The organism is Streptomyces sp. NPDC058000 (assembly GCF_042886435.1).
Classification (GTDB): domain Bacteria; phylum Actinomycetota; class Actinomycetes; order Streptomycetales; family Streptomycetaceae; genus Streptomyces.
The window spans coordinates 1-12,357 of record NZ_JBHVQS010000043.1 but is presented as its reverse complement, the minus strand read 5'-3'; the positions used below and the strand labels follow the sequence as shown (position 1 = coordinate 12,357).

Genomic DNA, 12,357 nt, shown 5'->3' with positions numbered 1-12,357 from the left:
ATGCCGTTCCGTCCCCGCACCGCGGCCACCGGCGCCGCCCTCGCGGCCGCCGCCGTCCTGCTGTGCCCCGCGGCGGCCGCGGCCCGTCCGCCCGCCGCCGTACCGGCCGGGCCGTCCGCCCCCGCCGCACCGGGCTGGTCCGCCGCGCCGACCGGGGCCGCCCGGACGTCCTTCTACCTGGAGGGGCCACCGGGCGCCGCGCTCACCGACCGGCTGGCCGTCCGCAATCCGTCCGACCGGCCGGTCACCGTACGGCTGGCCGGAGACGGCGCCGGGGCGTGGCTGGCGTTCGGCACGGCGGAGGTGACGGTGCCGCCGCGGACGCAGGCGAGCGTGCCGTTCACGATGACCGTGCCGCGCACCGCCACCCCCGGCGGCCGCTCCGGCGCGCTCACCGTGACCGGCACCGCGCCCGGCGCCCGGACCCGGATCCCGGTCCGGCTACGGGTGACCGGGCCCACGCTGTCCGCGCTCACCGTCGAACACGTCTCGGTGACCCGGCGGGGGAGCGCCGCGGAGATCCACTACACCCTGGTCAACCGCGGGAACACCGCGCTCCGGCCGCGACTGGCGGTCCGCGCCGACGGCCTCTTCGGGCCGCTGCTGCGCCGGCCCGCCCGCCCCCTGCCGGGCGTCCTCCCACCCGGCGCCCGCGTCGACCGGACCGAGACCTGGCCCGATCCGCCCGCCCTGGACGCGGTGGACGTACGGCTCACCGCGACCGCGGCGGGCGGCGCGCAGGACACCGCCACCGCCCGGTACACCGCCGCCCCCTGGGGCGCGGGCGCCGCGCCGCTGCTCCTCCTGGCGGTGGGCGGGGGCGGCTGGGCGGTCCTCCGGCGCCGCAGACGCACCGGCCGCGCGGACCGTACGGGAGGCAGCTGGGCCGGCGGAGCGCACGACGACGGCGGCGGCCCACCGGACCGGCCCGGGACCCGGGCTACCGACGGCGCACGGCGGGCGAGCGGAACCGGGACGGACAGCACGGGCAGCACGGGCAGTACGGGCAGTACGGACGGGACGGGGCCCACCACGACGGCCGCGAGGACGGGATCAGGGGTGCGCGGGTGAACGCAGAGAAGGGCGAGAGCGACGAGAGCAGCGGGAACGCCGAGAGCGGTGGGAACGGCGAGAGCGGTGGGAACGGCGGGAACGGCGGCAAGGGCGAGTGGGGGGCGGCGCCGGCTGGCGCCGGGACTGGGGCCGTGGTCGCGGCCGTGGCCATGGCCGTGGCCACGGCTGTGTCCGCAGGCACGGCGGGACGGCTGCGGACCGATCGGTGGACCAGCCGATGGACCGGCCAACGGACCGGCCTGTGGACCGGTCGGCTGACCGGCCGGTGGAGCAGGTGGCACCGCCGCCCGCCCGTTCTGCGCGCTGCCCTCGCCCTCGCGCTGGCCCTGTTCCCGGTCCTGCTGCCCGGCCTGCCCGCCCCGGCCGCGAGCGCCGCCCCGGCCGGCGGCGCGCCCTCCGTAGCGGTCTCCCAGAAGGAGGCGGGTGCCGGCGGCAGCGTCACCGTCACCGGGCAGGGCTGGCGCCCGCGCACCCTGCTGACGTTGCTGATCTGCGGACAGAACATGATCGGCGGCACCAACTCCTGCGCCAACGGCGACGGGCGGGCCGTCACCACCGACGACCGGGGCGCGTTCAGCAAGCCGCTGCCGGTCGCCGAACCGCCCAAGCCCTGCCCCTGCGTGGTGCACGTGGCGACCGTGACCGGCCCGGCGGCCGCCGCGGACGCCGCGTTCAAGGTGGCCGGGCACCCGGTCGCGCCGCTGCCGCAGGACGTCAGCGCCGGCCGGCTGGCCGTCCTGGCGCAGCCCCGGCTGACCGGCAGCAGCGGACTGCTCACCTGGTTCGGCGCCCCGCCGCAGCGCGAACTGACCGTCACCGTAGGCAACTTGGGCTCGGCGCCGGCCAAGGACCCGGTCTTCCAGGTCGGCACCTCGCACGGCGTCTTCGCGCCCCAATGGGAGGACCAGCAGTGGCGGGGGACCGTCCCCGCCGGGCGGAAGACCGAGGTCAGACTCCCGGTGGAGCTGGCCGCCGGGGCGCACGGGGACTACCTGGTCTCCCTCAAGTACGGCGGCAAGCTGCTGGTCGAGCAGCCGTGGGAGGTCGGCCGGCCGTGGGGCGTGACGCTCTTCTGGGTGTTGCTGTGCGTGGTCGTGCCGACGGCGGTGTTCCGGACCGGGATGGCGGTCGTCGACCGCGTCCGCCCGCCCCGCCCGGGCACCACCGTCCGCCCCGGGAGGACCCCGCACCGTCCGTACCCCCGGCGAACCACCAAGGACCAGCAGGGGAAACCGCGCAAGAGCCGCCAGAAGAGCCGACAGCAGGACCAGCACGGCACGGACCACGGCACCGGCGCCGCACCGGACGGCACCGCCGCCCTGCCGTGGTTCACCCCGGACACCGCACCGTCCACCACATCAACCGAACAACCCCCCTCGAAAGGTTCCGCGTGATGACGTTGATGAGGCTGACCCGGCCCACGAGGCCGACCGGACAACGCAGACGAGCGGGCACCGCCGCGGCGGCCGCGCTGGTACTCGCGGGGGCGGGTGTGGTCACCGCCGCCGGGACCGCCCAGGCGGCCGAGGTGGCGTACCGGACGGAGTGTCAGCCGCCGCCGATATCGGGGCTGCCGCCCGTCGAAGGCACCACCAAGGTCGAGGTCACCGCGCCCGCGACCGCCAAGGTCGGCGATGCGGTCGAGGTGGTCTGGACGACGGTCCAGGCCGCCTCCCAGAACCCCGGCATCCTCGACCTGGCCAAGGACACCGTCCAGCCGACCGGCACGATCAAGGTCGCCGGGGCGCAGACCGGGGACCTGGCCGTGCAGGGCCCGCGGCAGAACCCGCCGATCCCGAAGAACAGCCCGATGAAGCTGTCCGCCATGAAGGGCACGCTGAAACTCACCGCGCCCGGGGAGGTCACCCTGACGCCCGGTGCGTACAACATCAACGTCAACAAGCCGATCTCCACGGACACCAAATGCACGCCCAAGGAGGCGGTGCACCCGGCGGTCACCATCAAGGTGACGGACGGCGGCGGCTCTACCGGCGGCGCGACCACCGGCGGGACGACCAGCGGTGGAACGAGCAGCGGCGGGACGACCGCCGGCGGCACCAGCTCCGGCGGCACCGGCTCCGGCGGCGCGACCACCACCGGCGGCGGCAGCGCGGGCACCAGCGGCGGCACCTCCGGCACCTCCGGCTCCACCGGCGGCTCGGGCGGCGACCCCGACGGCACCGCGTACAAGGGCAAGGAGGTGCAGGTCCCCTACGCCTGCAAGACGCCCATCGGCGACAAGAAGGCCACCTCGCCGGTCCAGATCAACGGCGTCAAGAAGGGCGGCGCCTACGACCTGACGGTGCACTTCGCCAAGTCCGTCATGGACAGCCCGGCCGACATCCCCAAGGGCTCGGTCAAACCGTCGATGGACGTGAAGGTGGGCGGCGCCGACAAGGGCTCCGTCCCGGTGGCGGGCCCCACCAACAGCCAGCCCATCAAGGCCGGCCAGCCCATCGAGATCCCCGACCTCAAGGGCACCTACAAGCCCGGTGCCACCGGCAAGACGACGCTCACCCCGGGCGTCCTCACCATCAACGCCCTCGGCACGACCACCACCTGCACCCCGGAGAAGGACCCCGGGGTCTCGCTCGCCCTGGACACCGCCGCCCAGCCCGGCGGTACCTCGGGCGGCTCGACGGGCGGTGCGTCCTCCGGGAGCGGCGCGGCCGGACCGGCCAGCGTGTCCGGCGGCAGCGGCAGCGCCGGCGGCCTCGCCCAGACCGGCGCGGACGACCACGGTGCGCTGACCGCCCTCGGCGTGCTCGCCGGCACGGTCGTCCTGCTCGGCGCCGCGGTCTTCACCTTCGCCCCGCGGCGACTGCGCCGATGAGGCCCTGGGTGTACTGATCACGAGTGTCGACAACGCTCGTGATCAACACACCTGGTACCGGGACTCACGGCCCCGGCATACGGAAGGGCCCGGCACGCATCAGCGTGCCGGGCCCTTCTCCTGCTACCGGGGGCGCGTCAGCGCACGTCCCCCATCAGCGCCACGATCTTCTTCCGGTACGTGTAGACCGCGATACCGGCCAGCACCGCCAGACCGGCCTCCAGGGCCAGCACCGGGATGCCGCTCAGGTCCACCCCGCCGATGGACAGCAGGCTGGTGATGCAGTCGCCGGCGGTGACGGCGAGGAACCACACGCCCATCATCTGGCTGGCGTACTTGGCCGGCGCCATCTTGGTGGTGACCGAGAGGCCGACCGGCGACAGGCACAGCTCGCCGATCGTCTGGATCATGTAGATCGAGATCAGCCACATCGGGCTCACCTTCGTGCCGTGCGTCGCCATCCCCATCGGGACGATGAAGACGAAGAACGAGGCACCGATGATGACCATGGCCATCGCGAACTTCACCGTGGTGCTGGGCTCGCGGTCACGGCGCGTCAGCCACATCCACAGCCAGGCGAAGACCGGAGCCATCGCCATCACCCACAGCGGGTTCACGGACTGGAACCACGAGGACGGGAAGTCGAAGCCCAGCACGTCGCCGTTGGTCTTCTGGTCGGCGAAGGCCGACATCGTCGAGCCGCCCTGGTCGTAGATCATCCAGAAGACGGCGGCGGCCACGAAGAACCAGATGTAGCCGCTGACCTTGGTCTGCTCGGATTCGGACAGGTCCTTGTCGCGCTTGATGCGCACCAGCACGCTGATCGGGATGATCAGGCCGAGCAGGCTGATCGGGATCAGCGCCCAGTTCAGGGTGAAGTGCCCGGTGGCGATGACCACGCCGTAGAAGACCGCGGCGATCGCCGTCCAGATCAGGCCCTTGCGCAGCCACATGGTGCGCTCCTCGGCCACCATCGGCTTCGGGACGACGCTGGACTTCGGGCTGAGGTGGCGGGTGCCGATCAGGAACTGGACCAGACCCAGCGCCATGCCGACCGCGGCCAGCGCGAAGCCCAGGTGCCAGTTGACGCTCTGGCCGACGGTGCCGATGACCAGCGGCGCGGCGAAGGCACCGAGGTTGATGCCCATGTAGAAGACGGTGAAGCCGCCGTCCCGACGCGGGTCCTGCGGACCGTCGTAGAGGTGGCCGACCATCGTGGAGATGTTGGCCTTCAGCAGACCCGAACCGGCCGCGACCAGCGCCAGACCCACGAAGAACATCGCCTGGCCGGGGACGGCCAGCGTGAGGTGACCGACCATGATGACGCCCGCGGCGACCGCGACCGTCTTACGGGGACCCCACACCCGGTCGCCGAACCAGCCGCCGGGCATGGCCAGCAGGTAGACCATGGCCAGGTAGACGGCGTAGATCGCCGAGGCCGTGGTCATTTTCATGGCCAGGCCGCCGCCCTGGGAACCGGATCCGGCATCGGGACCGCCGGAGATCAGGTACAAGATGAGCAGGGCACGCATGCCGTAGAAGCTGAAGCGCTCCCACATCTCGGTCATGAAGAGAGTGGCCAGACCGCGGGGGTGGCCGAAGAAGGTCTTGCCGCCGTTGACAGGGGTTCCCTGCTGGGCCGCGTCCTTCGTCAGGCTGGACGCCATGGGTGGTTCCTTGCTTCTCGGGACGCGTCCGAGGGACTCGGTATGCGCCCGGGTGGGGGTGACCGGCACCGACGCCGCCCTGCCCGCCCTCACGTCTGGGAGGTTTCGACACCACATGGAGAGGGTCGACGGGAGGCCGAACGCCGGGATCCACGCCCCCGTGCCGCGATAGCGCGGCCGGCGGACCCGGTCGACAGGTCTTTCACTGTGTAAGGGACTGGGGATACCAGCCCCGCACACAACAAGGACCGATGACGTCAGTTCCGCGCCACGGGTCCTGGGGTTGTGCGTTGGACGTTCCGGACACCATACGTCCGCTTGCCAGCACGTTGGGAGTCGTGAGAGAACGCTCACACTGGCACGGGGAACCGCCGGTACCCGTCTCTGCGACCGCGTTTACACCCGCGCGCCCGCGGCCCGGGCGCGCGAGCGGGCGCGGAAACGGGCCCGCTGTCGCCCATCCGTGCTGGTCCGCCCTTTCCTGTCGGTACATCGGACTACCATCGGCCCATGACCCGTGTACTGCTCGCCGAGGATGACGCGTCCATCTCGGAGCCGCTCGCCCGCGCCCTGCGCCGCGAGGGTTACGACGTCGAGGTGCGTGAGGACGGCCCGACGGCGCTCGACGCCGGTCTCCAGGGCAACATCGACCTCGTGGTCCTGGATCTGGGACTGCCCGGTATGGACGGTCTTGAGGTCTGTCGCCGGCTGCGCAACGAAGGCCATTCCTTCCCGATCCTGGTGCTGACCGCCCGCGCCGACGAGGTGGACACCGTCGTCGGCCTGGACGCCGGCGCGGACGACTACGTCACCAAGCCCTTCCGGCTCGCCGAGTTGCTCGCCCGGGTCCGGGCCCTGCTCCGCCGCGGCTCCACCGCCGAGCCCCAGCAGCCGCCCGCCACCCACGGCGTGCGGATCGACGTCGAGTCGCACCGTGCCTGGATGGGCGAAGAGGAACTCCAGCTCACCGCGAAGGAATTCGACCTGCTGCGGGTCCTGGTGCGGGACGCCGGCCGGGTCGTCACCCGCGACCAGCTGATGCGCGAGGTCTGGGACACCACCTGGTGGTCGTCCACCAAGACGCTGGACATGCACATCTCCTGGCTCCGCAAGAAGCTCGGCGACGACGCCGCCAACCCGCGGTACATCGCCACCGTCCGCGGGGTCGGCTTCCGCTTCGAAAAGAGCTAGGGGCCCGTGCGCCGCCGACTGATCAACTCCACGCTCGCCGTGGTGCTCGTCGTCATCGCCGTCTTCGGCGTCTCCTTGGTGATCGTCGAGACCCGCACCATCCAGTCCGGCGCACAGGAGAGCGTGGCCTCCGAGGCGGTCCGGCTGGTCGGGATAGTGGAGAGCCGACTGGGCAGCGGCGAGAAGATCACCCCGCAGATCCTCTCCGAGCAGATCACCGCCTACCGCTACGCCGAGATCACGGTCCCCGGCAAGCCGAAGATCCAGATCGGGCAGCGCCCGGTCGGCGACGTGATCGAGTCGTCGGTGCGCGGCGACCGCGGCGAATCGGTCACGGTCCAGGAGTCCCGCTCCACGGTCAGCGCCGAGATCGGCCGGACCCTGCTGGTGATCCTCGCCGTCGCCCTGCTGGCGATCCTGGCGGCCGTGGTGCTCGCCATCCGGCAGGCCCGCCGCCTCACCGCCCCCCTCACCGACCTCGCCGAGACCGCCGAGCGGCTCGGCTCCGGCGACCCCCGGCCCCGCCACCGCCGCTACGGCGTCCAGGAGCTGGACCGGGTCGCCGACGTCCTGGACGGCAGCGCCGAGCGGATCGCCCGGATGCTCACCGCCGAGCGGCGGCTCGCCGCCGACGCCTCGCACCAGCTGCGCACCCCGCTGACCGCGCTGTCCATGCGGCTGGAGGAGATCACCCTCACCGACGATCCGGACACCGTGAAGGAAGAGGCCACCATCGCCCTGGCCCAGGTGGAGCGGCTGACGGACGTGGTGCAGCGGCTGCTGACCAACTCCCGGGACCCGCGCACCGGCTCGGCGGTCGCCTTCGACCTGGACGAGGTGGTCAAGCAGCAGATCGAGGAGTGGCGCCCGGCCTACCGCAGCGCCGGACGGGCCATCGTCCGCTCCGGCAAGAAGAGCCTGCGGGCCGTAGGCACCCCGGGCGCGGTCGCCCAGGTGCTGGCCACCCTGATCGAGAACTCCCTGATGCACGGCGACGGAACGGTCGCGCTGCGCACCCGCGTCACCGGCAACCAGGCGGTCGTCGAGGTCACCGACGCCGGCCCCGGAGTCCCGCCCGACCTCGGCTCACGGGTCTTCGAGCGGACCGTCTCCGGCCGCAACTCCACCGGCCTGGGGCTCGCCGTCGCCCGCGACCTGGCCGAGGCGGACGGCGGCCGGCTGGAACTGCTCCAGCAGCACCCGCCGGTCTTCGCGCTTTTCCTGGCCCGGGAGGGCGAGCCCACCGAGGAGTGAGCCGGGCCTACTTCCGGGACGCGCCGCTCGGCAGCCGGGAACCGTCCGTCAGGAACGACTCGGCGGTCTCCACCGCCTCCCGGGCGGGCAGCGCCCGGAAGACCCAGGTGCGGTACGACCAGAAGCGGAACAGCGTGGCGATCCCTATGCCGAGGAACTTGAAGACGTTGCTCTGCAGCGGACTGTCCCAGTCGAACCCGTAGGTCGCGGTGTACAGGATGCCGTTCTCGATGACCAGGCCGACCACGCTGAACAGCAGGAACAGCGTCAGCTCCCGGGTCCGGCCGTGCTTGTCGCGGTCCCGGTAGGCGAAGTAGCGGTAGCCGACGTAGTTGGTGACCGTGGCCACCACCGTCGCCACGATGCTCGCCCGGACCACGGGGAGCTCGGTCAGATGCCGGACGAGGTTGAAGACCGCGAAGTTCACCACGACCCCGGCGCCGCCGACGGCACCGAACTTCACGATTTCCCGGGTGAGCGCCTCCAGCCTCGACCGCAGCGCGCTCCGTTCACTCATGGTGATCGTTCAGCTCCCCGTCGTGGGCGGTAGGCGGGCCGGCGGCCCGGTAGGCCCCTCATGCTAACCACGTGCGCCACGCCGCGGTGCGCGGGTGGTCCGTCCCGCGACCGGGCGCACGAATACGGTCACGACAGGGGGCGACCGGCCGTCAACCGACCGTCAACCGACCGTGACCCGGAAGTTGAGAGCGCGGGCCCCGGGCTCGTCCGCCGCCCCCGTCGCGCACCGCCGACAGCGCAGCAACCGCAGGTCGGTGCGGCCCGAGTGGACGGCCTCGAAGCCCAGCGCCCGGGAGCCGCGGCCCGGGGGCGGTGGCCCGCCGACGGGGGCCGGTGGGGCGGCCCTGTCGCCGGTGGCCCGTAGAACGGCCGGATCCGGTCGCGGGGCGGCGATGATCCACTGATAGCCGTCGCCGGGGTCGTCGGGGACCTCGATGGTGAAGCGGTCGCCGGCGGAGACCGCGATCTCGGTGTCTTCGGGGCCGTACACCTCCGGCCCGGACAGTTCGCTGACCACCGTGTACAGGGCGATCAGCAGCGCGGCGACGGCGATGACGGTCACCAGCGCCCGGGAGCTCCTCGTTATGTCGCCGCTCTCCATGCGGCCTCCCCCTATCGCCGGGCCGGGGCCGGAACCGTCCGCCGCCGGTCCGGAACCCCACCGCGGTGGTGGAACTTCCCGATCACCCTCGAACGCCTGCCCTTAGATGATCCTCCAAGCGCGGGTCGGGTGCACGACCGTCGGGCGGCTACCCTGGGGGCGTGACGTTCCCGGTAGTCGGCATGGTCGGCGGCGGTCAGCTCGCCCGTATGACCCACGAGGCGGGTATCCCCCTCGGCATCAAGTTCAAGCTCCTCAGTGACACCCCGCAGGACTCGGCGGCTCAGGTGGTCAGCGAAGTCGTCGTCGGCGACTACCGCGATCTGGACACCCTGCGCGCCTTCGCCCGCGGCTGCGATGTCATCACCTTCGATCACGAGCACGTCCCCACCGCGCACTTGCGGGCGCTGGAGGCCGAGGGCATCCCGGTCCGCCCAGGCCCGGACGCGCTGGTGCACGCCCAGGACAAGGGCGTGATGCGGGCCAAGCTGGACGCCATCGGCGCCCCCTGCCCGCGCCACCGCATCGTGTCCGACCCGGCCGACGTGGAGCGGTTCGCGGCCGAGATCAGCGAGGGCGGCGCGGAGCGCCTCGTTGAGGGGCGGTGGCCGGGCGACGGGTCGGGCGGCTTCCCGGTGGTCCTCAAGACCGTCCGCGGCGGCTATGACGGCAAGGGCGTATGGGTCGTGCGATCCTCCAAGGAGGCGGCGGAGCCGTTCCTCGCCGGCGTGCCCGTCCTGGCGGAGGAGAAGGTCGCCTTCGTCCGCGAACTCGCTGCCAACGTCGTCCGCTCCCCGCACGGCCAGGCCGTCGCCTACCCGGTCGTGGAGTCCGTGCAGGTCAACGGCGTCTGCGACACCGTGATCGCGCCGGCCCCCGGCCTCTCCGACGAGCTCTCCACCCACGCCCAGCAGCTCGCCCTGCGGATCGCCGACGAACTCGGCGTCGTCGGGCACCTCGCGGTCGAGCTGTTCGAGGTCCGGGACGCCGACGGCTCGCCCGCCGTCCTCGTCAACGAGCTGGCCATGCGCCCGCACAACTCCGGCCACTGGACCCAGGACGGCGCGATCACCTCGCAGTTCGCCAACCACGTCCGGGCCGTCCTCGACCTCCCGCTCGGCGACCCGCGCCCGCGCGCCCGCTGGACGGTGATGGCCAACGTCCTCGGCGGCGACTACCCGGACATGTATGCGGCCTATCTCCATTGCATGGCCCGCGATCCGCAGTTGAAGATTCACATGTACGGCAAGGACGTGAAGCCGGGCCGCAAGGTCGGGCACGTCAACACCTACGGCGACGACCTGGCGGATGTGCGTGAGCGCGCCGCACACGCCGCCGGCTATTTGCGAGGAACGATCACGGAATGACAGCGAGCACCCCCGTCGTCGTCGGCATCGTCATGGGCTCCGACTCCGACTGGCCCGTCATGGAAGCCGCCGCCCAGGCCCTGGACGAGTTCGAGATCGGCTACGAGGTCGACGTGGTCTCGGCCCACCGCATGCCGCACGAGATGATCGCGTACGGCGAACGGGCGGCCGGCCGCGGCCTGAAGGCGATCATCGCCGGCGCCGGGGGAGCCGCCCATCTGCCGGGCATGCTCGCCTCCGTCACCCCCCTGCCGGTCATCGGCGTCCCCGTCCCGCTGAAGTACCTCGACGGCATGGACTCCCTCCTCTCCATCGTCCAGATGCCGGCCGGCGTCCCGGTCGCCACGGTCTCCGTCGGCGGCGCCCGCAACGCCGGACTGCTCGCCGCCCGGATGCTCGCCGCGCACGACCCCGAACTCCTCTCCCGCATGAAGGAGTTCCAGCAGGAGCTGAACGACCAGGCCACCGAGAAGGGCAAGCGGCTGCGCAACAAGGTCGCCGGGTCCGCCGGCTTCGGCTTCGGCGGCGGCAAGTGACGGCCTCCCGCGAAGCCGCGCTGGAGCTCCTCGCCCGCTGGCCGGTCGTCGACGGCCACAACGACCTCCCCTGGGCACTGCGCGAACAGGTCCGCTACGACCTCGACCGGCGCGACGTCGCCACCGACCAGAGCGCCAGCCTGCACACCGACATCCCCCGCCTGCGGGCCGGCGGGGTCGGCGCGCAGTTCTGGTCGGTGTACGTACGCTCCGACTACGCCGGCGACCGGGCCGTCAGCGCCACCCTGGAACAGATCGATGTCGTACAGCAGCTGACGACGCGTTACGCAGCCGATCTGCGTCTGGCGGCCACCGCCGACGACATGGAGGAGGCTCGTGCGCAGGGCCGCATCGCCTCCCTCATGGGAGCCGAGGGCGGCCACTCGATCAACAACTCGCTGGCCACCCTGCGGGCCTTCCACACCCTGGGCGTCCGCTACATGACGCTCACCCACAACGACAACAACGACTGGGCGGACTCGGCGACCGACACCCCGCGCCACCACGGCCTGTCGGCCTTCGGCGAAGAGGTCGTCCGCGAGATGAACCGCTGCGGGATGCTCGTCGACCTCTCGCACGTCTCCCCGGACACCATGCGCGCCGCGCTCCGGGTCAGCACCGCGCCGGTGATCTTCTCGCACTCCTCGGCCCGTGCGGTCTGCGACCACCCGCGCAACATCCCCGACGACGTCCTGGCCCAACTACCCGCCAACGGCGGGGTCGCGATGGCCACCTTCGTCCCGAAGTTCGTGCTGCCCGCGGCGGTCGAGTGGACGCTGCGCGCCGACGAGAACATGCGCGCCCACGGCCTGCACCACCTCGACACCACCGAGGCGGGCATGACGGTCCAGCGCGCCTTCGAGGCCGCCAACCCGCGCCCGACGGCCACCGCGGCCACCGTCGCCGACCACCTCGACCACATGCGCGAGGTCGCCGGCATCGACCACGTCGGCATCGGCGGCGACTTCGACGGCACCGCCTTCACCCCCGCCGACCTGGCCGACGTCGCCGGCTACCCGAACCTCATCGCCGAACTCCTCGACCGCGAGTGGTCGCCGGCCGACCTGGCGAAGCTGACGTGGCAGAACGCGGTCCGGGTACTCCGCGACGCGGAGTCCGTCGCCCGCGCCGAGCGGGGGCGGCGGGGGCCGTCGAACGTGACGCTCGGCTGAGCCGTCCGTTTGAGCCGTCCGTTTGAGCCGTCCCACGTTGCCGGGTGCGGCGCCGTTTCGCCTGGCGGCGGCGGGTCCGCTGCGCGGGCTGTTCGGCCGCGGTGCCGGTTCTGTGGGGCTGGGGTGGGGCGGGCGGCGTGGGA

Annotated in this window: 11 protein-coding genes; 8 read left to right on the top strand and 3 right to left on the bottom strand. The window is 72.5% G+C overall.

The genetic code is table 11. The features are described from left to right. From ACFVT2_RS30765 to ACFVT2_RS30755, 3 genes are read left to right on the top strand one after another with little or no spacing between them, the layout of a single operon-like run. Positions 1 to 1,071 (top strand): hypothetical protein, encoded by a 1,071-nt coding sequence (locus ACFVT2_RS30765; protein WP_390023081.1) that lies wholly within the window; start codon positions 1 to 3, stop codon positions 1,069 to 1,071. Beyond that, a complete protein-coding gene (locus ACFVT2_RS30760; RefSeq protein ID WP_390023080.1) occupies positions 1,068 to 2,468 on the top strand; it encodes a hypothetical protein in 1,401 nt (466 codons plus the stop codon). The genes ACFVT2_RS30765 and ACFVT2_RS30760 overlap by 4 nt, the downstream gene beginning before the upstream one ends. Then, the gene (locus ACFVT2_RS30755) at positions 2,468 to 3,907 is read left to right on the top strand and encodes a hypothetical protein (protein WP_390023079.1); all 1,440 of its coding nucleotides are present in this window, start codon (positions 2,468 to 2,470) and stop codon (positions 3,905 to 3,907) included. Before ACFVT2_RS30760 ends, ACFVT2_RS30755 begins: the two co-directional genes overlap by 1 nt. Before the next feature lie 137 nt (positions 3,908 to 4,044). On the opposite strand, the gene ACFVT2_RS30750 is transcribed toward ACFVT2_RS30755, so the two are convergent. Beyond that, positions 4,045 to 5,574: a peptide MFS transporter gene (locus ACFVT2_RS30750; protein ID WP_390023078.1), complete on the bottom strand. Its 1,530-nt coding sequence runs from the start codon at positions 5,572 to 5,574 to the stop codon at positions 4,045 to 4,047. Positions 5,575 to 6,084: 510 nt separating this feature from the next. Between ACFVT2_RS30750 and ACFVT2_RS30745 the strand changes: the two genes are divergently transcribed. Together ACFVT2_RS30745 and ACFVT2_RS30740 are read left to right on the top strand one after the other, a co-directional pair. Next, positions 6,085 to 6,765, top strand: a complete 681-nt coding sequence (locus ACFVT2_RS30745; RefSeq protein WP_390023077.1) for a response regulator transcription factor — start codon at positions 6,085 to 6,087, stop codon at positions 6,763 to 6,765. Between the two features lie 6 nt (positions 6,766 to 6,771). Next, on the top strand, positions 6,772 to 8,019 hold the full coding sequence (locus tag ACFVT2_RS30740; protein WP_390023075.1) for an ATP-binding protein: 1,248 nt from the start codon (positions 6,772 to 6,774) through the stop codon (positions 8,017 to 8,019). 7 nt (positions 8,020 to 8,026) lie between these two features. On the opposite strand, the gene ACFVT2_RS30735 is transcribed toward ACFVT2_RS30740, so the two are convergent. Then, positions 8,027 to 8,536, bottom strand: coding sequence for a GtrA family protein (locus tag ACFVT2_RS30735; protein WP_390023074.1), 510 nt, complete (start codon positions 8,534 to 8,536; stop codon positions 8,027 to 8,029). A 162-nt stretch (positions 8,537 to 8,698) separates the two neighbouring features. After that, positions 8,699 to 9,139 carry a protease inhibitor I42 family protein gene (locus ACFVT2_RS30730; protein ID WP_390023073.1) on the bottom strand — a complete coding sequence of 147 codons (441 nt, stop codon included), beginning with the start codon at positions 9,137 to 9,139 and terminating at the stop codon, positions 8,699 to 8,701. A gap of 161 nt (positions 9,140 to 9,300) precedes the next feature. Between ACFVT2_RS30730 and ACFVT2_RS30725 the strand changes: the two genes are divergently transcribed. From ACFVT2_RS30725 to ACFVT2_RS30715, 3 genes are read left to right on the top strand one after another with little or no spacing between them, the layout of a single operon-like run. After that, positions 9,301 to 10,506 (top strand): 5-(carboxyamino)imidazole ribonucleotide synthase, encoded by a 1,206-nt coding sequence (locus ACFVT2_RS30725; protein ID WP_390023071.1) that lies wholly within the window; start codon positions 9,301 to 9,303, stop codon positions 10,504 to 10,506. After that, the gene (purE, locus tag ACFVT2_RS30720; RefSeq protein WP_390023069.1) at positions 10,503 to 11,042 is read left to right on the top strand and encodes a 5-(carboxyamino)imidazole ribonucleotide mutase; all 540 of its coding nucleotides are present in this window, start codon (positions 10,503 to 10,505) and stop codon (positions 11,040 to 11,042) included. Before ACFVT2_RS30725 ends, purE begins: the two co-directional genes overlap by 4 nt. Then, the gene (locus tag ACFVT2_RS30715; protein ID WP_390023067.1) at positions 11,039 to 12,214 is read left to right on the top strand and encodes a dipeptidase; all 1,176 of its coding nucleotides are present in this window, start codon (positions 11,039 to 11,041) and stop codon (positions 12,212 to 12,214) included. The genes purE and ACFVT2_RS30715 overlap by 4 nt, the downstream gene beginning before the upstream one ends. Positions 12,215 to 12,357: the final 143 nt, after the last annotated feature.